Source organism: Nereida sp. MMG025, from assembly GCF_021654165.1.
Classification (GTDB): Bacteria; Pseudomonadota; Alphaproteobacteria; order Rhodobacterales; family Rhodobacteraceae; genus Nereida.
Map to the genome: position 1 here is coordinate 938056 of NZ_JAKFZN010000001.1, position 24273 is coordinate 962328.

The following is a 24273-nucleotide window of genomic DNA, read 5'->3' on the forward strand; positions in this document are numbered from 1 at the left end:
CAATCCACCTTACCTCACAGAAATCCGCGCCAGATCAGAACGACCACCACCAGTACAAACACGGTGATCGCGATAAAGGCCATTTGGCCTAGAAACCCGAGAAGCTTGCCAATGCGGCGATCCCTCGGGTTTACTGTTTCAAGGTGGTCGCGCAGGCGCAGATGCGCGCGACTGACACGCTTTGCATCAATCTGGCGGGCCAGTTTCGGGTTCTTGGCAAGGGCCGCAGCTTGCGCCAAATACACCCCGTCAGCGATCAACGATTTTGACAACCGCCGCCGCGCGCGGCTCATTTGAACCGCCAGTGAATTGCCCCGCAGCGACAGTTTCGCGCGGACCAAATCCGTGATCTCTGCTTCTTTTTGCTGGATTTCTTCAGGGCTCATGGGGGATACCGTCACCTATGCTTAACCATGTGATATACGGCCAACCCACGGACCTTCCAACGCTTTTCATTGTGCATGGTCTGTTTGGATCAGCGCGCAACTGGAATGTCATCGCCAAGCGGCTGTCGGACAGCAGGCAGGTGGTGACCGTCGATCAACGCAATCACGGGGACAGCCCGTGGTATGATACCCACAGCTACGCCGATATGGCAGGTGATCTGGCGCAGGTTATCTCGGCGATTGGCGGGCCTGTTGATCTGGTGGGCCATTCGATGGGGGGCAAGGCGGCCATGGTTCTGGCGCTGACGCAACCCGGTCTTGTGAACCGTCTGTTGGTGGCGGATATCGCACCCGTTGCATATGGGCACAGCCAGATGGATGTGCTCAAGGCCGCACGCGCCACAGACCTGAATGTCGAAAACCGCAGTGCGTTAAAGATACCTGTGGACGACGCGGGCGTTGCCGCGTTTCTGGCGCAAAGCGTTGATATGAAAGAAAAACGGTGGAAGCTGAATCTGGATGTGCTGGCCAAGGACATGGACGCCATCCTTGGCTTCCCGTCCTTGAACCAGACATTCGGCGGCCCTACGCTTTTCCTGTCGGGCGGCGCGTCTGACTATGTATTGCCAGAACACCGCGAGACAGCAAAAACCCTTTTCCCCGCCGCCAAATTCGCAAAAATCCCTGATGCTGGCCACTGGTTGCACGCGGAAAAGCCGCGCGAATTTGAGGCTGCTGTCAGGTATTTTATGGCTTAGTTCGCCATGACTTGCTTGGTGACCCAATAGTTAACGGGCACCGCCAAAACGGCGCCGATCACAGCGCCCATCAGGACACCATTCAAATCGTCAAACCCCGAGGCCAAAGCGGCAATAACCCCTGCCCCTGCAAGCGACGTGCCGGTTAGCGCGAAAAGTGTGGAATAGAGGCGTAGCATCTGCGTGTCCTTTCGTGTGTTGTCACGAAGACTTTAGCACATCGCAGAGGGCCGCGCTTTGATCTGGGTCAGACCTCGCGCGCATTTCGTTCGGGAATAACCACATCTACATCGCGCACACGCGTATGATCAAACTCGGGGTCCTGTCGTTTGATACGACGCGAGATCAGATAGGCACTGGGCCAAGACAGCGCAAAGCCCAAGATCGCAGCGCCCCCGATGGCATACCAGTTATAATACCCAAGCGAGAGCACGATAATCGTAAACCCGCCTGTAATGACAGCACCTACGGCGAGCGACAAAATGAGTGATAAACGGTCCATGAGATGTCTCCTTTTCAGGAATACAACGCATGAAGGACTAAAAAGGTTGCTGATGGGTTTGATGCTGTAACGTGCATGGGGGAAAGGAGTGGCCGTTGGGATCGCCGCGCACGATACCAAGGGGTGGGCGAGAAGCGCCCTCCCCATGGGGGAGGTTCGGGCGCAGCAAAACCTATGGTTTTGTTATTTGTTTTTCGAGGGCTTTGGCGTTGGCGGCTTTTGAGGTGGTTTGGGCGCCCCTTTTTCCACATTACCAATAATACCTCTTGTGGGAGGAGGCCGATCAGGTTTTTTTGCCATTATCACAACTTCCGAGAATTCGCTTAATGGATAGTAACAAACTAGAAATCGCCAGAAAAGGGTTTGAGCAAACAGTTCTTTACTTTCAAGCGCAAAATGAAATTGCTACCTCAGCAGATCAACGAGGAATGTCCTTCACAGGCTTTGCGGCAGTAATCGCCTCTGTATTAATTTCGAGCAACCAAATTGTTCCGCTGCCGGCTTTGAACTTTCTTGGAGCCATAGTCGTGATTGTTGGTGCAGTGATAGTAGCCACATCATGCCAACCCAGAAGCTTCTATATCGCAGGGAATGGCTTTTCTAATTGGAAAGACAGCTTGAAGGAAAATGAAGACCTTTTGAACGTTCTGATAGACCATGCCGAGACCAATGAAATGCGCATGGACGCAAACGATGCTATTCTTGCTCAAAACGGGAACTTGTTTCGGCAAGGTATGCAGGTCGTGCTAGGCTCGACTTTTATAACTGCACTGGGTCAGGTTATGGCTCTGGCGCATGCTACGCTTTGATCAAGCGAATACCAACAGCTTCAACCGAGTGCGGCACGCGATTGGTCAAAGCCCAATCTCTTTCGCCCACTGACTTTCATCCGCGCTGAAATGAACGGCTTAGCCGTCCATTTTCAGAGCGCTGATGAAAGCCTCCTGCGGGATGTCCACCTTACCGAACTGGCGCATTTTCTTCTTACCCGCTTTCTGCTTTTCCAGCAGTTTCTTCTTGCGGGTCGCGTCGCCGCCGTAGCATTTGGCGGTCACGTCCTTGCGCATGGCGGACAGGGTTTCGCGGGCGATCACGCGGCCACCGATGGCGGCTTGGATCGGGATTTTGAACATGTGGCGCGGGATCAGGTCTTTGAGCTTTTCGACCATCGCGCGGCCACGTTGTTCGGCGCGGTCAAAGTGCACCATGGTTGACAGGGCATCGACGGGCTCTTCGTTCACAAGGATCGACATTTTAACCAAACGGTCCTCGCGGTAGCCGATCATCTGATAGTCGAACGAGGCATAGCCCTTGGTTACCGATTTCAGGCGGTCGTAAAAATCAAACACCACTTCGTTGAGCGGCAGATCATACACCACCATCGCGCGGCTGCCCGCATAGGTCAGGTCTTCCTGGATACCGCGGCGGTCTTGGCACAGCTTTAGCACATCGCCAAGATATTCATCAGGCACAAGGATCGTCGCTTTGATGCGCGGCTCTTCCAAATGGTCGACCAGCGTCAGGTCGGGCATATCGGCGGGGTTATGCAGCTCAAGCATCTCGCCGTCGCGCATGTAGATATGATAAATCACCGACGGCGCGGTGGTGATCAGCTCGATGTTGTATTCACGCTCGATCCGGTCGCGGATAACTTCAAGGTGCAGCAGACCAAGGAACCCACAGCGGAAGCCAAAGCCGAGGGCCGCAGAAGTTTCCATCTCGTAGCTGAAGGATGCGTCATTCAGGGCCAGCTTTTCGATGGCGTCGCGCAGATCTTCGAATTCGGCATTGTCGACGGGGAACAGGCCACAGAACACCACAGGCTGCGCAGGTTTGAAGCCGGGCAGCGCCTCGACCTCTTTTTTGTCATGGGTGATGGTGTCGCCCACACGTGTGTCGCGCACCTGTTTGATGGAGGCGGTCAGAAAGCCGATCTCGCCCGGGCCCAACTCATCAATCACCGCCATTTCAGGACGAAACACGCCGATACGGTCCACGGGATGCACGGTGCCGTTGGACAGGAACTTGATCTTGTCGCCCTTTTTCAGCTTTCCGTCGATGATACGCACCAGAACGATCACGCCCAGATAGGCGTCATACCAACTGTCGACCAGCATCGCCTTGAGTGGGGCATCAGCGTCACCTGTAGGCGCGGGCAAATGCTCCACGATCGCCTCAAGCGTTTCACGGATGCCTTGGCCCGTTTTGGCCGACACAGGGATTGCGCCCGAGGCATCAATGCCGATGACATCTTCAATTTGTTCGGCCACGCGGTCCAGATCAGAAGCGGGCAAGTCGATCTTATTCAGGATCGGCACCAGCTCGTGATCGGCGTCAATCGCCTGATACACGTTGGCCAGCGTCTGCGCTTCGACCCCTTGGGTGCTGTCGACGACCAGTAGCGACCCTTCGACCGCACGCATCGAGCGGCTGACCTCATAGGCGAAGTCGACGTGGCCGGGCGTATCAATCAGATTGAGCACATAGTCTTGGCCATTGTTGGCGGTGTAATCGATGCGCACCGTGTTGGCCTTGATGGTGATCCCGCGCTCGCGCTCGATATCCATACTGTCCAGCAGTTGCGCCTTCATATCACGGTCTTGAACCGTGCCTGTCTCTTGGATCAGACGGTCGGCCAAGGTGGATTTCCCGTGGTCGATATGCGCCACGATCGAGAAATTGCGGATATGTGAAAGGTCTGTGCTCATATGCAGGATATGAGGTGGAACGCGGGTTTGGTCAATGGGGATTGCACCTTGGAAACCACCTGCGCCGATTGGTCCATTCTGAAACTTCAGTTGAAAAATGCGCAAAAATATGCCAATGGTGAGGAATGGTTAACTTCTGGGCTTTAATGGTAAAAGCCGATCCTCAATAATTGAGGGGTCCAGAACGGATCGAGGCAGAGAAATGAAACACCTACTTATCATTGCGGCTTTGGCCGTGGCCGCACCTGTGGTGACTGCACCATCGGCTGAGGCGAAAATTATCAAACGGGCCTGTATGCAATCGGATCGCAAGGCGGCGAACCGTTCGTTGTGCGGCTGCATTCAACAGGCCGCCGATGCAACGCTGAGCCGGTCCGATCAACGGCTGGCATCCAAGTTCTTCAAGGATCCGCACCGTGCCCAAGAAGTGCGGCAATCGGACAATCGCAGCCATGAAACCTTCTGGCGCAAATATAAGAATTTCGGACAAACAGCGCAGGCCTACTGCTCATAAGGAAAAAGGCGGGGTGATCCCCGCCTTTTTTGTTGGGTCCATATGGGTGCTAGTTGGTGTGATCGCCCTCACCATGGTTTGCACCGTGCGCCATACCGTGTTTTGGCTGACGCTTGAGATCAACAGGCACCATCACCTCAACATTCCCCGCTTTTTCGAACGTCAGTGTGACAGGCACCTGGGCGCCGTCGTCAAAAGACTGCGTAAGCCCCATAAACATGACGTGTTTGCCGCCGCGTTCCAACGCGATGGTTTCCCCCGCTTCAAGGGCAAAACCCTCTTCGATATGGACCATGTTCATCACGCCATCTTTTTCGATGTGGGTGTGCAGTTCGACGCGTTTGGCCACATCTGATGACGCGCCGATCAAACGGTCGGCCTGGTCAGAGGTGTTGGTGATCATCATAAACGCCGCCCCCGATTTGGCGGTTGGCGTGGAGGCACGTGCATAGGCGTCTTTGATATTGATATCAGCTTGCGCCATCGTCGCGGTAACGCAGGCCAAAGCGGCCGCCAGAAGTAACTGTTTCATTGCTTTTTTCCTTTGAAGTTTGATTTGGTTAGATGAGCTTCAAAGAAAAACGGGCGGCCCTCTGGCAGATGGGGCAATCGCAACCTCGGACCAAGTTGGACCTTTGGCAATCCAAAATACAGCGTCAGACGTCTGCGCGGGCCAGATAGGTCCACCAGCCTGGGCGGGGATGTCCACGACGGATGACAATGCGCAATCAGGGCATAGGTGGGTGGTCTCGATCGGCGCGCCATCTTTATTAAGCGAGACAACCTGAAATCCATGCCCTGTACACAGCACGATCTGGCTTGCCACCATGGTTTGCCCACGTGCAAAGGCCATGCCCTGCGAGGTCACGATGATCAAAGCGGTCAACAAAGCCGCAAGAACGGGGCGTATGGCTTTCATGGGTTAGGATATAGTCAGTGAAACCCGGAGACGAAAGCGACAAAAGGAAACAGCCCCACGTCAATCTGACGTGGGGCTGTCAATTCCTAAAACCAGTTTTGCGCTTATGCGCTTACGGCTTTCAAGATGTCTTTTTTGACTTTCAAAGCGCCAGTCGACAGCTCTGTGTCTTTTGCTTTTGCCATGAAACCGTCAAGGCCACCGCGGTGATCGACGGTGCGCAGAGCAGCTGTCGACAAGCGGAACTTGAATGTGCGGTCCAGTGCTTCGGACTTCAGCGTCACGTCCTGCAGGTTTGGCAGGAACCGACGACGGGTGCGGTTTTTGGCGTGGCTGACATTGTTGCCAGTCATCGGGCCTTTACCGGTAAATTCGCAAACGCGCGACATGGGTCATCCCCTTCTTTCAAACGGATAAGACCCGCGCAAGGCTGCGGGCCCGAAATACATGTTGGCGTTGAATAGGGGGATGCGCCGAAGCGGTCAAGCCATGAATCGGCTCAAAAGCCGTGCTATGCCCGTTTAATCCGCGTTTCCAAGCAGGTTGGCGAGGATTGACGCCGCGGCCTGAGGCGGAGTCGCACGATTTGCAGCAATATCGGCACGGGCCTGAGCGACTCGCGCAACCATTTGAGGATCCTTTTGCAAGATGGACAACAGCCCGAAATGCAGCTCTTCATCAAACCAGTTTTGCAGCTGATCCGCCCGTCGTGTTGCCCAAAACCCTGTGTCTTTGCGATATTGCGCAAGGGTCTGAATATCGGTCCAAACGTGTTCAAGGCCTGTGCCCGTCAAGGCCGACACCATCATGGCTTTGGGAAATTGCGGGCCGTCGCCAGCGCGTTTGCGCAGCAATCGCAACGCGCCTGCATAATCGGCACATGTCCGTGTCGCGGCGGCCTTAAGATCGCCGTCGGCCTTGTTGACCACAATCAGATCCGCAATTTCCATGATACCGCGCTTGACGCCCTGAAGCTCGTCACCGCCCGCAGGGGCCATGAGAAGGGCAAAGATATCACTGATTTCAGCGACCATCGTTTCGGACTGGCCCACACCGACCGTTTCGATCAACACCACGTCAAACCCCGCCGCCTCGCACAGTTGCACCACCTCACGGGTGCGACGCGCGACCCCACCAAGTTGGGATTGCGAAGGCGAAGGGCGGATAAAGGCGTTTGGATCGCGGCTCAGCTGTTCCATGCGGGTTTTATCACCAAGGATCGAGCCACCCGAACGGGCCGAACTTGGGTCAACGGCCAGCACAGCGACACGCAGCCCCGCACCTGTCAGATGCAATCCGAAACTTTCGATGAATGTCGACTTGCCGACACCAGGTGTGCCAGACAACCCGATGCGCAGCGCTTGGCGGTCTTTGGGTAGCGCCGCCATAAGGCTTTGGGCATCTTTACGGTGATCGGTGCGCGCGCTTTCGACCAAAGTAATGGCCCGCGCCAAAGCCCGCCGGTTGCCACAGATGATACCATCAATATCCATAGTGCTTTCATGGCCGAGCCTGCGCGGGCTGTCCAGCCGATGGATTTGGATATTTTTGAACAAAAGAAGGTTGTAGTGCGGCGCCTTGGTTTTTACGCAGAGCCATGGCTTTACCCATTGATCCGATTTTGCCCCAGTTGGGCCAGATGCTCACCCGCGACGGCGTTGTGGTTTTGCAAGCACCCCCCGGTGCGGGCAAGACAACGCGCGTGCCTTTGGCCCTGCGCGGTGGCCATGCCCCATCGGCCAGAATGATCATGCTGGAACCACGTCGGCTTGCCGCTAAAGCCGCGGCAGAGCGGCTGGCCGCGCAGTTGGGGGAACGGGTTGGCCAAACCGTGGGCTACAGAATGCGCGGCGCGACCGAGGTGGGCCCCGATACTGTCATTGAAGTCGTGACTGAAGGCATTCTGACGCGGATTTTGCAAAATGATCCCGAGATGGCGGGATACAAGACCGTCATTTTTGACGAGTTTCATGAACGGTCATTGCACGCTGACTTGGGTCTTGCCCTGATAAGCGAAGTGCGCGCAGCCTTGCGCGACGATCTGCAAATTGTTGTCATGTCTGCAACTTTGGACGCGGGCCCCGTTGCAGAGCTTTTGGGGGCAAAGGTGCTGACCAGCGAGGGACGGGCCTTTCCAGTTGAAACAGTCTGGCTGGATCGCCCGCTTGGTAAAGATAGACGGTTTGAGGCGGCCAGCGCCGATTTGGTTGCGAAGGCTGTGGAGCAAACACGCGGTGGCGTCTTGGTGTTTCTTCCCGGCGAGGGCGAGATCAGGCGCGTGCAGCGTTTGCTGGATGACCGTTTGCCAAAAGACTGTGCGATACGGCCACTTTTTGGCGCGATGCCGTTCGACGCACAACGTGCCGCGATCATGCCACCGTCAAGCGGACGCAAGGTTGTGCTGGCCACGTCCATCGCCGAGACGTCTCTGACGATCGAGGACATCCGCGTCGTCGTGGATTGCGGAAAAGCAAGGCGCGCCCGATTTGATGCAGGCTCGGGGATGTCGCGTCTGGTGACCGAACGGGTGACGCGCGCCGAAGCCACGCAGCGTGCAGGCCGCGCAGGACGGGTTGCGCAAGGCGTATGTTACAAGCTTTGGACCAAAGGAGAGGAAGGCGCGATGCAAGCCTTCCCGCCCGCCGAAATCGAGGCGGCGGATTTGGCGAACTTTGCGCTGGAGTTGGCCCAATGGGGTGCTGCGCCGCATGATTTGCCGTTTCTGACACCGCCGCCAGAGGGTGCGATGCAAGGCGCCACCGATTTGCTGACATTTTTGGGTGCGCTTGAAAACGGCCGCTTGACCGAGCACGGCAAAGAGCTTGCACGGTTACCGCTTCATCCCCGTTTGGGCCATATGGTGCTGCGTGGCGGTGGTGATGCGGCCGAGGTTGCCGCCCTTTTGTCAGAGCGCGATGTGCTGGACCATGCGGGCTCTGACATGGCGTTGCGTCTGAGGGCGCTGCGAGGTGACAAGACAGGTCGCATCAATACTGCAGCCCTCAAACGCGTCAAAAGCGAAACACAACGCCTGCGCCGCTTGAGCGGGAAAGATCGTGAATATGATTTAGGGCAGCTTCTGGCGCTGGCCTATCCTGACCGCATCGGCATTCGGCGCAAAGGTGACAGCCCCCGCTATCTGTTGTCTGGTGGCAAGGGTGCTCTTTTTGACGCAGGCGATGATTTGGGCACACATCCTATCGTTGTTGCCTGTGATCTGGACGGAAACCCCAAGGAAGCCCGCATCCGAAAAGCCGCCGTGCTGAGTGAGGCTGGTTTGCGCGAGGTTTTTGGTGCCCGTATCGGTTGGCACCACGACTGCACTTGGTCCAAGCGCGAAGGACGGGTTTTGGCGGTGTCGCGCGAAAAAATCGGCGCTGCAGTTTTGCAAGAACGTCGCTGGTCGGACGCCTCTGATGAGGCCATTTCGCGGGCCATGTGCGACGGGATACGCCAGATCGGGCTTCGCCTACCGCCCAAGGCGCAACGCTTGCAGGCACGCGTGGCTTTGGCGCGCGCGGGGGGGACCGACCTGCCTGATCTCTCAGATGAAAGGCTACAAGAGACACTTGAAGACTGGCTTTTGCCGTATTTGAAAGGCATCACCACCACCGAGCAGTGGAAGGCGTTTGATCCGCTTCCTGCACTCAAGGCGCGGCTGACATGGGAGCAGACACAAGAATTGGACGCTCAGGTGCCATCACATTTTACGAGCCCCTTGGGAAACCGCGTGCCGATTGACTACAGCACGGCGCAACCTGCGATTTCGCTGAGGTTGCAAGAGATGTTTGGGACCACGCGCCATCCAACCGTCGGGGGGGCGCCGCTTTTGATTACGCTGCTTTCGCCGGCGCAAAAGCCTTTGCAAACAACGGCGGATATCCCGGGGTTCTGGGCGGGGTCTTATGCGGACGTTCGCAAAGACATGCGCGCGCGGTATCCCAAGCACCCGTGGCCAGAAGACCCCACACAAGCTGACCCGACGCTGCGCGCCAAACCGCGCAAACGCTAGACGAAGCGACCCACGTAGTTTTCAAGACGCTCCTGACGGCCTGATCGCGGCTGCGGATCAATGCCCCCAGATGCAACCTGGGCCTCGATCACATCGAGAGATTGGCCCATCAAAGAGCTGTTTTGCCACCCCGCATAGCGCGCGGCGCGGGCCGCTTCCAGACCGCCGTCTTCCAGCATGGCAGCAGCCGCTTTCAACCCGCGGGCACAGATATCCATTGCCCCCACATGTGCCAAAATGAGGTCTTGGGGATCAAGCGATTGGCGTCGCAGCTTTGCGTCAAAATTGGTACCACCTGTGGTGAAGCCCCCCGCTTTGAGGACTTCATAGTAAGCCAGGGCCACCTCGGGAACATTGTTTGGAAATTGATCGGTGTCCCACCCCGATTGGTAATCATTGCGGTTCATGTCGATAGAACCGAACACACCCAAAGTAGAGGCCATCGCCAATTCATGCTCAAAGGAATGGCCCGCCAGAATCGCATGGCCTTGTTCGATGTTGAGTTGCACCTCGCCCTCAAGTCCGAAGTCTTTAAGGAACCCGTAGACCGTTGCGACGTCGTAGTCATATTGATGTTTGGTGGGTTCTTGTGGTTTCGGCTCAATCAAAATTGCGCCTTTGAACCCAATCTTGTGTTTGTAATCGACGACCTGCTGAAGAAATGCGCCTGCCTGCGCCCGTTCGCGGCCCAGATCAGTGTTCAACAAGGTTTCATAGCCTTCACGCCCGCCCCAAAGGACATAGTTTTCGCCACCCAGTTTATGCGTCGCATCCAGACAATTCTTTACCGTCGCTGCGGACCACGCATAGACATCAGGGTCGGGATTGGTCGCAGCCCCCGACATAAAGCGTCTGTGACTAAACAGATTGGCCGTGCCCCATAAAAGCCGCGGACCGCCATCAGCCATCTTTTGACCAATGTAGTCTATAATCTCTTCAAAATTGCGCTTGCTTTGCGCGAAGGTCGCGCCTTCTGGCCGGATATCAGCGTCATGCCAACAAAAGAACGGCTGCCCCAGAATTGCGAACATTTCGAACGCGACATCGGCTTTCATCCGCGCCAGATCCATTGTGTCGCCAAACCAAACGCGCTCGAATGTGCGTCCTCCGAACGGATCGCCCCCCTCCCACGCAAAGCTGTGCCACCATGCAACGGCAAAACGCAGATGATCTTCCATCCGCTTTCCCATGACCATTTCGTTGGCGTCATAGTGACGATAGGCAAATTCGTTTGTGCTGTCTGGCCCTTCGAATGTCACTTGGGGGATGTCGGCGAAAAAGTCGGTCATGAGATACCTTTCAGTGCGGTATATGTCGCTTTGTACCGGCGGTAGCTGGCCTCGAATGCGGACAGAAGCGCGGTATTGGGTTCAATGGTTTGGCTGATTGGCGGGGGTGTGCAGACCTCAACACCAGCGCCCGTTTGCGCCATCAGCGCAAGGCGCGCGGCGCCAAAGGCACCGCCAAAGTCTCCGTCTTGGGGCACATCGATCGCCAGGTTCAACGCCGTTGCAATCGCCTCAAGCCAATAGGGCGAATTTGCACCGCCACCCACAGCCACAAGAGTATCGATTTGCGTTCCTGTGGCGCGTAACGCCTCAAGACAATCGCGGAAGGCAAAGCTAACACCTTCCAGAACCGCGCGGGTCATCGCCGCCTGATCTGTGGCATGTTCAAGCCCAACAAATGCACCACGGGTTTCGGCGTCATTGGTGGGTGTCCGTTCACCGCCTAGATAGGGCAAAAACAGCGCCCGACCGGGAGCCTGAAGCACACCAAGATCGGCCGATAACGCCGCTGCGTTTGTGCTGAACAAACCTGCAAGCCAATTCAACGCATCAGTGCACGCAAGAATGACTCCCATCTGATGCCACGTGTCTGGAAGCGCATGGCAAAAACTGTGAACCGCCGTTTCCGGCGCAGGGTCATAGCTGTCGGATGCCGCGAACAAAACCCCAGAGGTGCCAAGCGAGATAAACGCCTGCCCCGCAGTCACCACACCCATACCGACGGCTGTGGCTGCGTTGTCCCCGCCCCCGCCTGCAACGGGAATATTAGAAGGCAAGCCCAAGCACTCTGCACGTTCTGGCAAAAGCTTGGCCGCGATGCCTGACCCTTCTGACAATTTTGGCATCTGGGCGCGCGTCATGTTTGATTTGGCCAACAACACGTCCGACCAGTCGCGCTTGGCCACATCCAGCCATGAGGTGCCGGACGCGTCTGACATATCGCTGACCATCTCGCCCGTCAGAATGAAACGCAGATAGTCTTTGGGTAGCAGCACATGGGCTGTCTTTTGGAAAATCTCCGGCTCGTGCGCCTTTAGCCAAGCCATCTTGGGAGCGGTAAAGCCTGGAAACACGATATTGCCACTGATGCCGCGCCAATCCGGGTCCGCATCCATGCCCGAAGCCTCAGCCGCACTGCGGGTGTCATTCCACAAAATACAAGGGCGCAAGGGCTTGCCTTGCCTGTCCAGACAGGTTGCACCATGCATCTGACCAGACAATCCAATCGCTTTGACATCTTTGAGACGCGCCTGCGCGCTCAGTTTGGCCATCACACCGTTCAGCGCCGCAAGCCAGTCTGCGGGGTCTTGCTCGGACCAGCCTGAATGGGGGCGTGATACCGCCAAGGGCGCCGTTGCTTCGGCTAGGATTGTCTGATCCGCATCGATTATGATGCCCTTCAACCCCGAGGTGCCCAGATCAAGCCCGAGATACATGGCTCAAGCAGCCTCTGGCTTTTTACCCATGATGATCATGGACAAGATGTCATCCTCGGTCACATCTTCCACACGTTCCGTACCAATCAGCTGGCCGTTTTTCATGACGCTGACACGGTCGCATAGCTCCAACATCTCGCGGGTGTCGTGGCTGATCAGGAAAATCCCAAGCCCTTGCTTTTTGAGTTCCTGGATCAGATCCGCAACCATCGCCGTTTCATGCACACCCAGTGCGGCGGTGGGTTCATCCATAATCAGGATTTTGGCATTGAAATAGACAGCCCGCGCAATGGCCACCGATTGGCGCTGCCCACCAGACAAGGCGCTCACAGGCTCTTTGAGCTTTTTGAAATTGGGGTTCAGCCGTGCCATGATCTTGGCCGTTTCAGCCTCCATCCGCCCGTCGTCAACAAAGCCAAGGGCGTTCGTTAATTCGCGGCCCAAAAACAGATTGGACGCGGCATCAAGATTGTCTGCAAGCGCCAGCGTTTGATAGATCGTCTCGATGTTAAAGCGACGCGCATCGCGCGGGCTGCGGATGTCTGCAGGCTTGCCTTCAATCAGGATCTCGCCGCTGTCTTTTTGATAGGCACCAGACAGGATTTTGATCAACGTCGATTTGCCAGCCCCGTTGTGCCCCAACAGGCCCACCACCTCGCCTGCGTGCAAATCAAGGCTTACGTGATCTACCGCTTTGACCCCACCAAAGGAGATCGAAATGTCTTTCAACTCAACTAGAGGCGTGGCCATTATTTCGCTCCTGTGCGTTTGCGATAAACGATGTCAATGAACACGGCTGCCACCAGAACAGCGCCAACAACGATGTTTTGAAGCGGCGCATCCACGCCGACCATCGCCATGCCAGACTGCAGCGACTGCATGATCAGCGCGCCAAGGATCGCGCCATGGATGGTGCCAATGCCGCCTGCCAAAGCTGTGCCGCCAATGACGGCCGCCGCAATGACCCGAAGTTCATCCAATGTGCCGATGTCATTGGAGTGGTTGGTCAAACGCGCAGAGGCAACAACCGCCGATATCGCGCAAAGTGCTCCCATCAGGGCAAACACCTTGACCGTGAGCATACGGGTATTGATCCCAGAAAGCTCTGCCGCATCAGGGTTTCCCCCCGTCGCAAAGATATAGCGGCCAAGGCGCGTGCGCTTGGCGATAACGGTCATACCAATGGCAATCGCAATGAGCAGCAAGACCGAAATTGGCAGACCGTAAGAGGCCGTAAACCCTTCGGGCATGTCCTCACCACGAGCCGCAAACATACGCGCCAAACGACGTTCCGGAATTTGGTAGCTATTGAGGGTCGCAATGAAGCCGACAATCCCACCGGAAATCAGGGCGGCCATCGTGAATTCGGCCCAAAGGGGTTTGACTGCAAAGCCGTGGCTCAGCTTTGTGCGCCGCGACGACCACAAGCCATACAAGGCAGCCAGAACAGCAACTGCGCCAAAAATCCAAGACCACGTTTCGCCCAAGGTCCCGTTAATACCGCCGAACTTCATAAAGGTCGGATCAAGTGGACCAATCGTCTGGCCGCTGGTCTGATACCAGCCGACATTGCGCCATACCAGCAACCCGCCAAGCGTTACGATGAAGGCAGGGATCGCCATATAGCCCACAAGCCAGCCCTGAAAGGCGCCAATCACCGTGCCGATCACCACCCCAACGGCAATGGCAATCCACGGGGTCAAGGGATGGCCCAGACCGATACCAAGAATTTCGGGCAGCCATGCGGTTTGTGTCATGGCCATCGCCGCCGAACAGGTCGCAAGCAACGCACCGCAGGCAAGATCAATGTGGCGCGTGACGATGATGAACACCATGCCAGTGGCCATGATTGCCACACTCACGGTCTGGATGGTCAGGTTGAAAATGTTGCGCGGGGTCAGAAACCGCCCATCGGTAAGCAGGTTGAACACCAGACAGATCAGGACAAAAGCGCCGATCATTCCAAGCAAACGTGTGTCCAGCTCGAGTGTTTGGATAAACGACTTGCGCTTGGGTGTAGCTGTATTGGTCACGTCAGACATAGACGGTCGTCCCACAGATAAAAAATGAGAAAAGAAGAAGGGATCCGCCCCAACCAAACATGCGGTCAGGGCGGAACAGGGAGCGTTAGTTACAAGGCGCAGGTCCGTTGGTCACACCTTGGCAAAGCTTGTCTTGGTCAATCCAGCCAGCATCTACAACAGCCGTCAGATTTGCAGCCGTCACAGGAACAGGCGCCAAAAACTTGGCCGTCATGGTTGTGCCACCCGGGCTGGTCCACTCGATTGCGCCGTCGACATTTTTCATCATGCCATCTTTGGCCAGCGCCACAGCAATCTCGCCTGCGGATTTGCCCAACTCGCGGGCGTCTTTCCAAACAGAAACAGTCTGTGTGCCTTTTGCGACGCGATTCAACGCAGCGTGGTCACCGTCTTGGCCAGACACTGGAATACCTTCCATGCCTTGCGCGGTGAGCGCGGCAACAGCGCCACCGGCGGTGCCGTCATTTGACGCCACAACAGCATCAACCTGGTTGTCCTGTGCGGTAAGGATTTGTTCCATATTGCGCTGTGCGTTCGCTGGCAGCCAACCATCGGTATAGGCCTCGGCAACAATCGTAATATCGCCTGCATCAATCGCCGCTTGCAGAACCTCCTGCTGGCCGCCGCGCAGGAAATCTGCGTTTGGATCAGTGGGCGAGCCTTTGATCATCACGTAATTGCCTGTTGGCTGCGCTTCGAGAACGGCGCGCGCCTGCATCCGCCCAACCTCGACGTTGTCGAATGTCAGGTAAAATGCGCGTGGGTCCTCGATCAGGCGGTCATAGCCCACAACAGGGATGCCTTCGTCAGCAGCCGCTTGGACCGCTGGCCCGATGGCCGCGGCGTCTTGGGCCAGAATAATCAGGGCATCAACGCCCTGCGCGATCAGGCTTTCAACATCGGAAAGCTGCTTTGCAGAAGATGATTGAGCGTCTGCCGAAACATATGTGGCACCTGCCGCTTCCAACGCGCCCTTGATAGCCGCTTCATCGGTTTTCCAGCGTTCTTCCTGAAAATTTGACCAGCTCACACCAACGGTGACACTGTGACCATCAGCCAATGCTGTGGTTGTTAATGCGGCCGTTGCAACTGCGGCCACTGCGAATACTTTACGCATAAGGTTTCCTCCCATTGTGCGTCCGTGGTTTGCCCACGGCGCGGACGTGTGTCCTGCGATCAGGGAAGTCGAATTTATTTTATTTGTCAAAATAAAAAGACGCCGCGCTGCGGCGGAAATTCGTTCTGCAGTGCAAAATATCAGTGTTTTGACGTTTTTCTCTGGATTGTTCCTGAAAAATCAGTGCTGATGAAAGATATTACTACAATCGCAAAAATAAAAACACGAAGGTTCGCCTAGGTCCCGCAATGTACGATGTCGATAATGAGAACCCAGAAGCAGAATCGGGATGCGGTCCGATCTCTCAAAACGTGGGCGCGACGCCAAAGCCCCTTTTGCAACAAGCCTTCGAGGCTGTGCGCAGTGCGGGACATATCTCGCGCAAGGATCTGGCCGATCTGCTATCTGTCAGCCCTGCCTCTGTCACAACGCTCACCTCGGATCTAATCGCGAAAGGACTGCTTGCCGAAAGCACAGGCGCAAGACATACGCAGAACCAATCGGGACGTGGTCGCCCCAAAGTGGACCTGCATGTTGCCCGCGGCAACAGATTTGTCGTTGGGATCAAGCTCGGTGACAATGCACACACAGCGGTGCTAACGGACCTTGCCGGTCGGCGATATGGCACCGCGACCCTTGCCAGCCCGAACAAGAAACAGAACCTCACAACGCTTTTGGGCCAAGCACGACAAGTGTTGGACATGGTCCTTACCGATGCGGGCGTCACCCACGCGGATTGCCGTGCCGTCGGTGTGGGCATTCCTGGTGTGGTTGATTTCGAAATGGGTGTGATGGCATGGTCCCCGATCGTCGAAGACACAAATGTTGATCTGCGCACGCAAGCCACAGATGCCTTGGGCCTTCCAACGATTGTCGACAATGATGCCAATGTTCTTACTCTTGCCGAACTTTGGTTCGGTGCGGGGCGCACCATGTCGGATTTTGCAGTGGTCTCCATCGAAAACGGGGTTGGCATGGGGGTTGTTTTGCACAACTCGCTGTTTCGCGGCGCGATGGGTCTGGGGCTGGAGCTTGGACATACCAAAGTGCAGTTGGATGGTGCCTTGTGCCGGTGTGGCCAACGTGGCTGTCTGGAAGCCTATTTGGCCGACTACGCGCTGGCCAGAGAAGCGGCCACAGCGTTGCAACAATCCCATTGTGCGCTTCAATCTGAACGAGACATGCTCGAACAACTTTATGCCCAAGCCAAGGGCGGGAACGAAGCCGCCCATATGATTTTCCTTAGGGCGGGACGGTTCTTGGCGCTTGGTCTGGCCAATATCGTTCAGCTTTTTGACCCCCAACGGATTATCCTAAGCGGCGACCGCGTGCTGTATGATTACTTCTTTCCCGAAGCTATTATGAGCGAAATGCAAAAGCTCACCCTTAACAACAACCGCCCCCCCACCCCGATCGAGGCCCATGCCTGGGGCGATCTGGTCTGGGCACAAGGTGCGATGGCGTTAGCGCTCGATCACGTCACGCAAACACTTTTTGCCAAGGCAGACGCGTGATGGTCTTTCGCCTTGGCGCATTGCTGGTTTTGGCCGCCTCAGCCTTACATGCAGGCGAGCCGCTGCGAACTGGCGTGGCATTTGATCACCTTTCAAACACCTTGCCACATCACAGCTATGTCGGCGGGTGGGAGCATTTTGTCGGCGGCGGCGTGGCTGTTTTTGATTGTAACAGTGATGACTTGCCCGAGATCGCCATCGCGGGCGGCACAGATAAGGTGCAGCTATTCCAAAACCGCGGCGAGATGGCGTTTCAGCCTGCGCCGTTGCCACCCATCACAGGCGCAACCGGGCTTTATCCGATCGACATGGATGGCGATGCGATACTCGACCTGTTTGTTTTACGTGTCGGCCAGAATATAGCGTTAAAAGGCGATGGCGCGTGCGGCTTCACCACATTGGATATGGGCATAGACTGGCCCGATGGATGGAGCACCGCATTCAGCGCAATTTGGATGCCGGGCGACGACCACCCTACATTGATTGTCGGGAATTATGTCGACCGCAGCAACCCCGATGGTCCGTTTGAAGCCTGCGACGACAACGTGATTTTACGGCCCTCTGATGACGGTGCATGGCAGGCCAACGCATTAACCCCGGGTTTCTGTCCGCTTTCTGCCCTTGCCTATTTCAACGCTGATGGCACGCCATTGCTGCGCCTTTCGAATGATCGGCACTATTACGTGCGCGACGGCTATGAGCAGCTTTATGACCTCAGCGCCCGCCGCTTTTTAGGAGCGGAGGATGGATTTCCCAAGGTGTCGCTGTGGGGTATGGGCATCGCGCAACGCGATGTGACGGGGGATGGCCATGCGGACGTCATGTTGACGTCGATGGGTGATCAGCTTTTGCAGTTGGGCGCAGCTGACGGTAGCTTTACCGCGGCCCCCTACGAGATTGGCACCTATGCGCAGCGCCCTCACGTTGGCGATGATGGACGCCCGTCCACGGGATGGCATGCCCAGTTTGGTGATATTGATAATGATGGATTGAACGACCTGTTCATCGCAAAAGGCAATGTGGACCAGATGCCTGGCATGGCGATGCAAGACCCCAATAACCTACTTAGACAGACAAGCGATGGCTCGTTTGAAGAGATCAGCGCGATGGTCGGTGTTGCAACCACAGACCGCTCGCGCGGTGCCGCCCTTGCGGATTTGGATAATGATGGGCGCCTTGATCTGGTGGTCGTCAACAGGCGTGCCCCGCTCGAACTTTACCGCAATGCAACCGCGCCGTCGGGCAATTGGCTCAAGATCGATTTGCGGCAACCGCAAGGCAACCGCTTTGGCATTGGCGCTCAGGTAAAAGTGGGACGGCAAGCGCAACAGCGCACCATCGGTGGCGGCCATGCGGGTGGTCAGATGGTGCCGCTTCATTTTGGGTTGGGGCAACAAGCGCGGGTCAAAGTGCAGGTCGTCTGGCCAGACGGGTTTGTAACGGATCTGGGGATCGTGGACAGCAATCAAACCCTAACGGTCAATCGGTAGTCCACTGGGCACCGATGCAGGAATACCAAGCCGCCCGTCCAATGCGGTTTGGTCTGTCAGCGTTTGTAAAAAAGCGACCAGACGTTCAATCTCTTTCGCATCTAGTTCAGGCAAGGTCACTGCCGAAGCGGCGATACCTGCAATCTGATCAGGATCATCCAGAACACGCCAATCCTGCGCATCCATCGCTGGCAGTGTTGCGAGTGATCGGTCATAGGCGCTGATCGCAGGGCGCGCGCCTTGGTGCGCTTTGAGGAACGAAATAATATCTGGATAAGCGCCTGTATGCCCATAGGGTGCCGTGGCCATCACATTGCGCAACGATGGCGTGCGAAACGCATAGGCATCGCGCAATTTTCCTGTTACGCGCATCCGCCCGTCATCGCGGGCATGGCGTTCAAAACGCGCTGCCTTGCCCGGACCAAATTGGGGTTGGCCAACAGCGTGAAATCCGTGATCCGTTTGAAACGGCCCTGCGTGGCAACTGGCACATTTTGCGTCAAATACCTCAAGACCCTGCTGTGCGCGGTCGGGCAACTTGGTTTCTGACCGCAAATACGCATCATAAAGACTGCTATCAGACCGCCATTCGAACGCGATGAATTCAGCAATAGCATTGGAGATGTCGGTGAAATGAATATCGGCGCGGTCAGGATATGCGACCGCAAACATCTGCCGATAACGCGGGATCGCCGCGACACGGTCTGACAAAATATCCCACGCGCCGCCGTCGCCTGTAATCCGCCCTGTGCGCACGGCTTTGGACACATCATTCTCGCTGTAGTGCCCTGCCATTTCATCGGCTGATAAAACGGGAAACATGGTTTGCGCAGACAGCAAGCTGTCAAACCCTGCCTCCATCTCGGCCCCCATGGGGGTGCGCAGTCCGCTGTCTCGCGTCGGATCCGCTTCGATGCGCCCGTCATGGAACATGACCGTGAACTCACGTGCACCAAGGTTGAAAAGAGCGGGTGAATGGCGCGGAATACGTTGCTCTGGCGGATTTGTCGGATCAATGATGCGATCTGGTCCAAGCCCGATCCCCCCTTCACCAATCCCCAATGACAGCCCATCGCTGGTCGCGTGTTTGGGGTGGTGGCAGGTCGCACAACTGATGTTGCGGTTGCCAGACAGGATCGGGTCATAAAATAACAATTGGCCCAAGCGCGCTGCATCCATGTTAACAGGCGCAAAATCAGCGTCTGTCAGCGCACCGTCAGCCCAGGCTGGCCCTGCAACGAATGCCGCGATGATGGCCGCCTTGCGGATCACTTTCCCAGACACCATCGCATGATGGCCTTTTGCGCATGCAGTCGGTTTTCGGCTTCATCGAATACCACCGACTGCGGGCCATCCAGCACAGCGTCCGTAATTTCCTCGCCGCGGTGCGCGGGCAAGCAATGCATCACCAAAGCATCTTTGGGGGCGGATTTCATCAACGCCTCATTCACCTGATAGGGCCGCAACAAATTGTGGCGCCGCTGGCGCGAACTTTCGGCGTCCCCCATCGAGACCCATGTGTCGGTCACCACCAGATCTGCATCGGCAACGGCTTTGGACGGATCACGCTCTATGCGCACGTCGCAGCCGGCGCTGCGCGCGAGGTCCAGCAAACCGGAACTTGGATCAAGCTGCTGTGGACCCGCAAAAGTAAAATCAAAGCCAAAGCTGGCCGCAGCATGCAAGAAACTTTGCGCAACATTGTTCCCGTCGCCCATCCAGACAACGCGCTTGCCTTTGATCGGACCACGATGTTCTTCGAATGTCATGACATCGGCCATCAGTTGGCAAGGATGCGATGTGTCGGTCAGCCCGTTGATCACAGGAACGGTCGCATGTTCTGCCATTTCCAGCAAAATATCTTCGCCAAAGGTGCGGATCATAATCAGATCAACATACCGCGACAGGACACGTGCCGTATCCGCAATGGTTTCACCGTGGCCAAGCTGCATATCTGCGCCCGACAACACCATCGACGTGCCCCCCATTTGCCGCACACCGACATCAAAGCTGATGCGGGTACGGGTCGATGGTTTCTCAAAGATCAGAGCAACCACATGACCTGCAAGCGGCAGGCTGTCATCGGGTGTTCCTTTGGGGCGATCCCCGCGCGCATCTTTCATCGCTTGGGCTTGATTCAGAATGGCGCGCAGGTCGGCGGCATCCGTTTTGTGAAGGTCAAGAAAATGGGTCATGTCAGTATGTCTCGTATGAATTTTGCGTTATGCAACAAGGCTTTGGGCCGCGCGGTCAAGCCGTGCGACAGCCTCGGCGATATCGCTGTCAGGAATGTTTAAGGCTGGCAACAGGCGCACCACGTTGTCCGCAGCGGGCACCGTCAGGATTTCCGCGTCATAGCAGGCGGCGATCACATCCGTGTTTGGCATCTTACATTTAATGCCAAGCATCAGGCCAACACCGCGGACACACTCAAACACATCGGGATATGAAGCAATCACCCCCTCAAGCTTTTGACGCAGCATCCCTGCCTTGCGGCTTACGTCTTCCAGAAAATCAGTGTCTGCTATGTGCTGCAGAACCGCAACGCCCACAGCGCACCCCAAAGGATTGCCGCCATAGGTGCTTCCATGCGTGCCTGCGGTCATCCCGCTTGCGGCATGTTCCGTGGCAAGCACACAGCCGATCGGGAACCCCCCGCCGATGCCTTTGGCGACCATCATGATATCGGGCGCAATACCCGACCATTCATGTGCAAAAAGCTTGCCCGTGCGCCCGACCCCACATTGGACCTCGTCCAAGATCAGCAGCGTGCCAGTGGCATCACAGAGATCGCGCAGCCCCTTCAGGCATTGATCGGGAACCGGGATAATGCCGCCCTCACCAAGCACGGGCTCTAGAATAACAGCGCAGGTTTTGTCCGTGATTGCCGCGTTCAGCGCCTCATGATCGCCAAACGGCAAATGGGTGAAACCCGGCAAAAGCGGGCCAAAACCCTTGGTCATTTTTTCCGATCCTGCGGCAGCGATGCCAGCGGCGGACCGCCCGTGAAACGACCCCTCAAACGCGATGATCTCGGTCCGTTCAGGCTGTCCTGCGTCATAGAAATGCTTGCGCGCCATCTTGACCGCCAACTCGCAGGCTTCGGTGCCAGAGTTGCACATGAAAACCGTATCCGCGAAGGTCTGTGACACCAGCGCATCCGCCAGCTCTGTCTGTTTGGGGATATTGTAGAGGTTGGACGTGTGCCAAAGACTGTGCGCCTGATCGACAAGCGCCTTGGTCAGATCAGGATGTGCATGACCTAGGGAATTTACCGCGATGCCAGCCCCCATGTCCAAAAAACGTCGCCCATCTGCCTCTGTCAGCCAGCTGCCTTCCCCTTTGACAAATGTCAAAGGCGCACGGTTGTAGGTGGGCAAAATGCTCGGGATCATGTCAGAGGTGTCCTTATGGGTCTTGAGCCAACAGTGGTGTCGTCGTGCCACCAAGCTGTCAAGTAAATGTGGGAAAAGAACCGCTGCTGATATGGATCCATATCAGCCAGAAGCGTATCAAAGGCCTTATCGGCGTCGGAGACGGAGCGCGGTGTTCATAGCCTGCGCATAAAATGAGAAGTCGCGTCTGTCCAGTTCATTTTCCATTAAACCTTTTTTGGCAATCTGTGGGCATGACAACGACAACTGCGATTCTGATCGGTATTCTTTTTTGCGTATGGGTGCGCAGGCGTATGCGCCTTCGCGCCCGGCTACTGGACATCACTTATGAAACCAGACCCGTAGAAGGGGCACGATACGGGCTGAAGCCTGTTGGTGGACACCGGACATCGAAGGGCCGCGGCACGGCACCAAGCAAATATCGCTTGCACATTCCTAGGCAAATACGGCACGCCCCTTGGGATGACCCAGATCCGCCCTCTCTCAGTCGATAGTACGCCAAGCGATTTACGCGCAGTTGTGTTGATGGTTCTGGCAACAGCTTTTATCGCAGGCACGACTCTGATGGCCAAAACGCTCGGGACCGACACTTTGGGCCCCCCTTTGCACCCACTTCAGATCAGCCATGGTCGTTTTGTCTTTGCCCTGATTGTATTGGGCACCTATGTGGGCTGCTTTGGCCGCGCCCAAATCGATCGGCGGCCCGCCATAGGGCTTCATATCGGAAGGACCGTATTGGGATGGGCGGGGGTCACGCTGATGTTCGCCGCGGCCGCATTTATCCCCCTGGCGGATGCAACGGCGATCAGTTTTCTTAACCCGGTTTTCGGTATGATATTTGCATTCGTGTTCCTTCGGGAAAACGTCGGGCCATGGCGGTGGATCGCGGCTATCGTTGCAATGGGTGGCGCCGCTATTTTATTGCGCCCGACACCTGACAGCTTTCAGCCCGCTGCGCTTTTTGCGTTGGGGGCGGCGTTGTTTTTGGGGTTGGAACTTATCTTCATCAAGAAATTGTCAGCGCGGGAAAACCCGCTTCAAATCCTTTTGGTCAACAATGCTTTGGGGTGCATCATTGCAACCTGCGCTGTGCTTTTTGTGTTCGTAACGCCCACAATGTCACAATGGATGGCTTTGGCCACGCTTGGTGCCTTGATGGCCTGCGCACAATTTTGTTTTGTCAGCGCCATGCGACGGGCCGATGCCAGCTATGTTGTGGTGTTCAGCTACGCCACACTGATTTTCGCGACGCTCTATGACTTCGCGTTTTTCAATCAACGCCCCGATGCCATCAGCATATTGGGCTCGTGCATCATTTTGGCTGGCGCGGTATTGCTGGCATGGCGCGAAGCCGCTGCGCGCGCGCGCCAGTCCTAAGGTTTCAGGCGGTATCCTGAACGAAACCAAGACCAGCACAAAGTCAAAACGGCGGCGGTCGTGACAGAACAAATCAATAGCCCAAGCCACGGATCGCTATCAGACACCCCCAAAATCCCATATCGCGCACCATCAATGAGGTAAAAGATCGGGTTCAAATGGCTTAGCGTCTGCATGAAAGGTGGCAGGCTTGCGACCGAATAAAATGTCCCCGACAAAAAGGCCAAAGGCGTCACGATGAAGTTTGTGATCGCAGCCATCTGATCAAATTTATTGGCAAATGTGGCCGCTATAATCCCCAAACCACCCATCAAAGCGGCGCCCAAGACAACAAACACCAGCGCCCAAAGGGGGTGGGCGACGCCAATGCCCAAAAACACCAATGCGCCAAGACCGATGCAAATCGCCACCAACAGCCCACGCGCGATGCCACCCGCTATGTAACCAACCACCATCTCAAGAGCAGAGAGCGGCGGCATGAGCGTATCGACGATATTGCCCTGAACTTTGCTGACAAGGATCGAACTGGACGTATTGGCAAAGCTGTTTTGAATGACTGTCATCATCAAAATGCCAGGCGCGATGAAGGTGATAAACGGCACGCCCATAACATCGCCACGGCGCGGACCGATCGCCAGATCAAACACCAAAAGAAACAAGCCAGCCGTGATCAGGGGCGCCATGAGGGTTTGTGACCAAACGTTCACAAAACGCCTGATTTCACGTTCCGCGAGGGTCAAAGTCCCGATCCAGTTGATGCGCCCAAACCTGCGCCTGCCCATCTCGCCTAAATCTGCCACGATCGCTGCCTCCA

24 protein-coding genes are annotated in these 24273 nt (G+C 56.2%); 7 read left to right on the forward strand and 17 right to left on the reverse strand.

Annotated elements, in window-relative coordinates; all coding sequences use genetic code 11:
• Positions 1 to 14: 14 nt before the first annotated feature.
• On the reverse strand, positions 15 to 386 hold the full coding sequence (locus L1065_RS04620; RefSeq protein ID WP_237094258.1) for a hypothetical protein: 372 nt from the start codon (positions 384 to 386) through the stop codon (positions 15 to 17).
• 17 nt (positions 387 to 403) lie between these two features.
• Between L1065_RS04620 and L1065_RS04625 the strand changes: the two genes are divergently transcribed.
• Entirely contained in the window at positions 404 to 1144 is a 741-nt protein-coding gene (locus L1065_RS04625; protein WP_237094259.1) for an alpha/beta fold hydrolase, read from the forward strand.
• Here the strand turns inward: L1065_RS04625 and L1065_RS04630 are convergent.
• Both L1065_RS04630 and L1065_RS04635 read right to left on the reverse strand, forming a co-directional pair.
• Positions 1141 to 1323, reverse strand: a complete 183-nt coding sequence (locus tag L1065_RS04630) for a hypothetical protein (RefSeq protein WP_237094260.1) — start codon at positions 1321 to 1323, stop codon at positions 1141 to 1143. The genes L1065_RS04625 and L1065_RS04630 overlap by 4 nt on opposite strands.
• A gap of 68 nt (positions 1324 to 1391) precedes the next feature.
• Complete coding sequence (locus L1065_RS04635) at positions 1392 to 1646, reverse strand: hypothetical protein (RefSeq protein ID WP_237094261.1); 255 nt, start codon at positions 1644 to 1646, stop codon at positions 1392 to 1394.
• Between the two features lie 326 nt (positions 1647 to 1972).
• Here L1065_RS04635 and L1065_RS04640 point away from each other — a divergent pair, with 326 nt between their 5' ends.
• Complete coding sequence (locus L1065_RS04640) at positions 1973 to 2455, forward strand: hypothetical protein (RefSeq protein ID WP_237094262.1); 483 nt, start codon at positions 1973 to 1975, stop codon at positions 2453 to 2455.
• Between the two features lie 99 nt (positions 2456 to 2554).
• Here L1065_RS04640 and lepA read toward each other — a convergent pair whose 3' ends face one another.
• A complete protein-coding gene (lepA, locus tag L1065_RS04645) occupies positions 2555 to 4354 on the reverse strand; it encodes a translation elongation factor 4 (protein WP_237094263.1) in 1800 nt (599 codons plus the stop codon).
• 202 nt (positions 4355 to 4556) lie between these two features.
• Here lepA and L1065_RS04650 point away from each other — a divergent pair, with 202 nt between their 5' ends.
• Positions 4557 to 4868 (forward strand): hypothetical protein, encoded by a 312-nt coding sequence (locus L1065_RS04650; RefSeq protein WP_237094264.1) that lies wholly within the window; start codon positions 4557 to 4559, stop codon positions 4866 to 4868.
• Between the two features lie 49 nt (positions 4869 to 4917).
• Here L1065_RS04650 and L1065_RS04655 read toward each other — a convergent pair whose 3' ends face one another.
• The 4 genes from L1065_RS04655 to meaB form a co-directional block, all read right to left on the reverse strand.
• A complete protein-coding gene (locus L1065_RS04655) occupies positions 4918 to 5400 on the reverse strand; it encodes a copper chaperone PCu(A)C (RefSeq protein ID WP_237094265.1) in 483 nt (160 codons plus the stop codon).
• A 39-nt stretch (positions 5401 to 5439) separates the two neighbouring features.
• Entirely contained in the window at positions 5440 to 5787 is a 348-nt protein-coding gene (locus L1065_RS04660; protein WP_237094266.1) for a hypothetical protein, read from the reverse strand.
• A gap of 104 nt (positions 5788 to 5891) precedes the next feature.
• The gene (rpmB, locus tag L1065_RS04665) at positions 5892 to 6176 is read right to left on the reverse strand and encodes a 50S ribosomal protein L28 (RefSeq protein ID WP_237094267.1); all 285 of its coding nucleotides are present in this window, start codon (positions 6174 to 6176) and stop codon (positions 5892 to 5894) included.
• 132 nt (positions 6177 to 6308) lie between these two features.
• Complete coding sequence (gene meaB, locus L1065_RS04670) at positions 6309 to 7280, reverse strand: methylmalonyl Co-A mutase-associated GTPase MeaB (RefSeq protein ID WP_237094268.1); 972 nt, start codon at positions 7278 to 7280, stop codon at positions 6309 to 6311.
• Positions 7281 to 7384: 104 nt separating this feature from the next.
• On the opposite strand from meaB, the gene hrpB reads away from it, so the two are divergent.
• Complete coding sequence (gene hrpB, locus L1065_RS04675; RefSeq protein ID WP_237094269.1) at positions 7385 to 9799, forward strand: ATP-dependent helicase HrpB; 2415 nt, start codon at positions 7385 to 7387, stop codon at positions 9797 to 9799.
• Here the strand turns inward: hrpB and xylA are convergent.
• The 5 genes from xylA to xylF all read right to left on the reverse strand — a co-directional run bounded on the left by xylA (position 9796) and on the right by xylF (position 15683).
• Entirely contained in the window at positions 9796 to 11088 is a 1293-nt protein-coding gene (gene xylA, locus L1065_RS04680; RefSeq protein WP_237094270.1) for a xylose isomerase, read from the reverse strand. The two genes, hrpB and xylA, sit on opposite strands and share 4 nt — an antisense overlap.
• Positions 11085 to 12524: a xylulokinase gene (xylB, locus tag L1065_RS04685; RefSeq protein WP_237094271.1), complete on the reverse strand. Its 1440-nt coding sequence runs from the start codon at positions 12522 to 12524 to the stop codon at positions 11085 to 11087. The genes xylA and xylB overlap by 4 nt, the downstream gene beginning before the upstream one ends.
• 3 nt (positions 12525 to 12527) lie before the next feature.
• On the reverse strand, positions 12528 to 13274 hold the full coding sequence (locus L1065_RS04690; protein WP_237094272.1) for an ATP-binding cassette domain-containing protein: 747 nt from the start codon (positions 13272 to 13274) through the stop codon (positions 12528 to 12530).
• The gene (locus tag L1065_RS04695; RefSeq protein WP_237094273.1) at positions 13274 to 14566 is read right to left on the reverse strand and encodes a sugar ABC transporter permease; all 1293 of its coding nucleotides are present in this window, start codon (positions 14564 to 14566) and stop codon (positions 13274 to 13276) included. The genes L1065_RS04690 and L1065_RS04695 overlap by 1 nt, the downstream gene beginning before the upstream one ends.
• Before the next feature lie 85 nt (positions 14567 to 14651).
• Entirely contained in the window at positions 14652 to 15683 is a 1032-nt protein-coding gene (gene xylF, locus L1065_RS04700) for a D-xylose ABC transporter substrate-binding protein (RefSeq protein WP_237094274.1), read from the reverse strand.
• 248 nt (positions 15684 to 15931) lie between these two features.
• Here xylF and L1065_RS04705 point away from each other — a divergent pair, with 248 nt between their 5' ends.
• Complete coding sequence (locus tag L1065_RS04705; protein WP_237094275.1) at positions 15932 to 17197, forward strand: ROK family transcriptional regulator; 1266 nt, start codon at positions 15932 to 15934, stop codon at positions 17195 to 17197.
• Positions 17197 to 18687, forward strand: coding sequence for a CRTAC1 family protein (locus L1065_RS04710; RefSeq protein WP_237094276.1), 1491 nt, complete (start codon positions 17197 to 17199; stop codon positions 18685 to 18687). The genes L1065_RS04705 and L1065_RS04710 overlap by 1 nt, the downstream gene beginning before the upstream one ends.
• On the opposite strand, the gene L1065_RS04715 is transcribed toward L1065_RS04710, so the two are convergent.
• From L1065_RS04715 to L1065_RS04725, 3 genes are read right to left on the reverse strand one after another with little or no spacing between them, the layout of a single operon-like run.
• Positions 18670 to 19974: a cytochrome-c peroxidase gene (locus L1065_RS04715; protein ID WP_237094277.1), complete on the reverse strand. Its 1305-nt coding sequence runs from the start codon at positions 19972 to 19974 to the stop codon at positions 18670 to 18672. The two genes, L1065_RS04710 and L1065_RS04715, sit on opposite strands and share 18 nt — an antisense overlap.
• Positions 19956 to 20882 carry an ornithine carbamoyltransferase gene (gene argF / locus L1065_RS04720; protein WP_237094278.1) on the reverse strand — a complete coding sequence of 309 codons (927 nt, stop codon included), beginning with the start codon at positions 20880 to 20882 and terminating at the stop codon, positions 19956 to 19958. Before argF ends, L1065_RS04715 begins: the two co-directional genes overlap by 19 nt.
• A gap of 27 nt (positions 20883 to 20909) precedes the next feature.
• Complete coding sequence (locus tag L1065_RS04725; protein ID WP_237094279.1) at positions 20910 to 22082, reverse strand: aspartate aminotransferase family protein; 1173 nt, start codon at positions 22080 to 22082, stop codon at positions 20910 to 20912.
• Positions 22083 to 22544: 462 nt separating this feature from the next.
• Between L1065_RS04725 and L1065_RS04730 the strand changes: the two genes are divergently transcribed.
• Entirely contained in the window at positions 22545 to 23459 is a 915-nt protein-coding gene (locus L1065_RS04730; protein WP_237094280.1) for a DMT family transporter, read from the forward strand.
• On the opposite strand, the gene L1065_RS04735 is transcribed toward L1065_RS04730, so the two are convergent.
• Positions 23456 to 24241 carry an ABC transporter permease gene (locus L1065_RS04735; RefSeq protein ID WP_237094545.1) on the reverse strand — a complete coding sequence of 262 codons (786 nt, stop codon included), beginning with the start codon at positions 24239 to 24241 and terminating at the stop codon, positions 23456 to 23458. The two genes, L1065_RS04730 and L1065_RS04735, sit on opposite strands and share 4 nt — an antisense overlap.
• Positions 24242 to 24273: the final 32 nt, after the last annotated feature.

Excerpts from the sequence above, each read along its gene's own strand:
- argF (WP_237094278.1), bottom strand. The coding sequence starts at position 20,882 with ATGACCCATTTTCTTGACCTTCACAAAACGGATGCCGCCGACCTGCGC.
- L1065_RS04710 (WP_237094276.1), top strand. The coding sequence starts at position 17,197 with ATGGTCTTTCGCCTTGGCGCATTGCTGGTTTTGGCCGCCTCAGCCTTA.
- L1065_RS04735 (WP_237094545.1), bottom strand. The coding sequence starts at position 24,241 with ATGGGCAGGCGCAGGTTTGGGCGCATCAACTGGATCGGGACTTTGACC.
- hrpB (WP_237094269.1), top strand. The coding sequence starts at position 7,385 with ATGGCTTTACCCATTGATCCGATTTTGCCCCAGTTGGGCCAGATGCTC.
- L1065_RS04625 (WP_237094259.1), top strand. The coding sequence starts at position 404 with ATGCTTAACCATGTGATATACGGCCAACCCACGGACCTTCCAACGCTT.
- L1065_RS04705 (WP_237094275.1), top strand. The coding sequence starts at position 15,932 with ATGTACGATGTCGATAATGAGAACCCAGAAGCAGAATCGGGATGCGGT.
- xylF (WP_237094274.1), bottom strand. The coding sequence starts at position 15,683 with ATGCGTAAAGTATTCGCAGTGGCCGCAGTTGCAACGGCCGCATTAACA.
- L1065_RS04725 (WP_237094279.1), bottom strand. The coding sequence starts at position 22,082 with ATGATCCCGAGCATTTTGCCCACCTACAACCGTGCGCCTTTGACATTT.
- xylA (WP_237094270.1), bottom strand. The coding sequence starts at position 11,088 with ATGACCGACTTTTTCGCCGACATCCCCCAAGTGACATTCGAAGGGCCA.
- L1065_RS04715 (WP_237094277.1), bottom strand. The coding sequence starts at position 19,974 with ATGGTGTCTGGGAAAGTGATCCGCAAGGCGGCCATCATCGCGGCATTC.
- L1065_RS04635 (WP_237094261.1), bottom strand. The coding sequence starts at position 1,646 with ATGGACCGTTTATCACTCATTTTGTCGCTCGCCGTAGGTGCTGTCATT.
- xylB (WP_237094271.1), bottom strand. The coding sequence starts at position 12,524 with ATGTATCTCGGGCTTGATCTGGGCACCTCGGGGTTGAAGGGCATCATA.
- L1065_RS04655 (WP_237094265.1), bottom strand. The coding sequence starts at position 5,400 with ATGAAACAGTTACTTCTGGCGGCCGCTTTGGCCTGCGTTACCGCGACG.
- L1065_RS04695 (WP_237094273.1), bottom strand. The coding sequence starts at position 14,566 with ATGTCTGACGTGACCAATACAGCTACACCCAAGCGCAAGTCGTTTATC.
- lepA (WP_237094263.1), bottom strand. The coding sequence starts at position 4,354 with ATGAGCACAGACCTTTCACATATCCGCAATTTCTCGATCGTGGCGCAT.
- L1065_RS04660 (WP_237094266.1), bottom strand. The coding sequence starts at position 5,787 with ATGAAAGCCATACGCCCCGTTCTTGCGGCTTTGTTGACCGCTTTGATC.
- L1065_RS04630 (WP_237094260.1), bottom strand. The coding sequence starts at position 1,323 with ATGCTACGCCTCTATTCCACACTTTTCGCGCTAACCGGCACGTCGCTT.
- L1065_RS04620 (WP_237094258.1), bottom strand. The coding sequence starts at position 386 with ATGAGCCCTGAAGAAATCCAGCAAAAAGAAGCAGAGATCACGGATTTG.
- L1065_RS04650 (WP_237094264.1), top strand. The coding sequence starts at position 4,557 with ATGAAACACCTACTTATCATTGCGGCTTTGGCCGTGGCCGCACCTGTG.
- L1065_RS04690 (WP_237094272.1), bottom strand. The coding sequence starts at position 13,274 with ATGGCCACGCCTCTAGTTGAGTTGAAAGACATTTCGATCTCCTTTGGT.
- L1065_RS04730 (WP_237094280.1), top strand. The coding sequence starts at position 22,545 with ATGACCCAGATCCGCCCTCTCTCAGTCGATAGTACGCCAAGCGATTTA.
- L1065_RS04640 (WP_237094262.1), top strand. The coding sequence starts at position 1,973 with ATGGATAGTAACAAACTAGAAATCGCCAGAAAAGGGTTTGAGCAAACA.
- meaB (WP_237094268.1), bottom strand. The coding sequence starts at position 7,280 with ATGGATATTGATGGTATCATCTGTGGCAACCGGCGGGCTTTGGCGCGG.
- rpmB (WP_237094267.1), bottom strand. The coding sequence starts at position 6,176 with ATGTCGCGCGTTTGCGAATTTACCGGTAAAGGCCCGATGACTGGCAAC.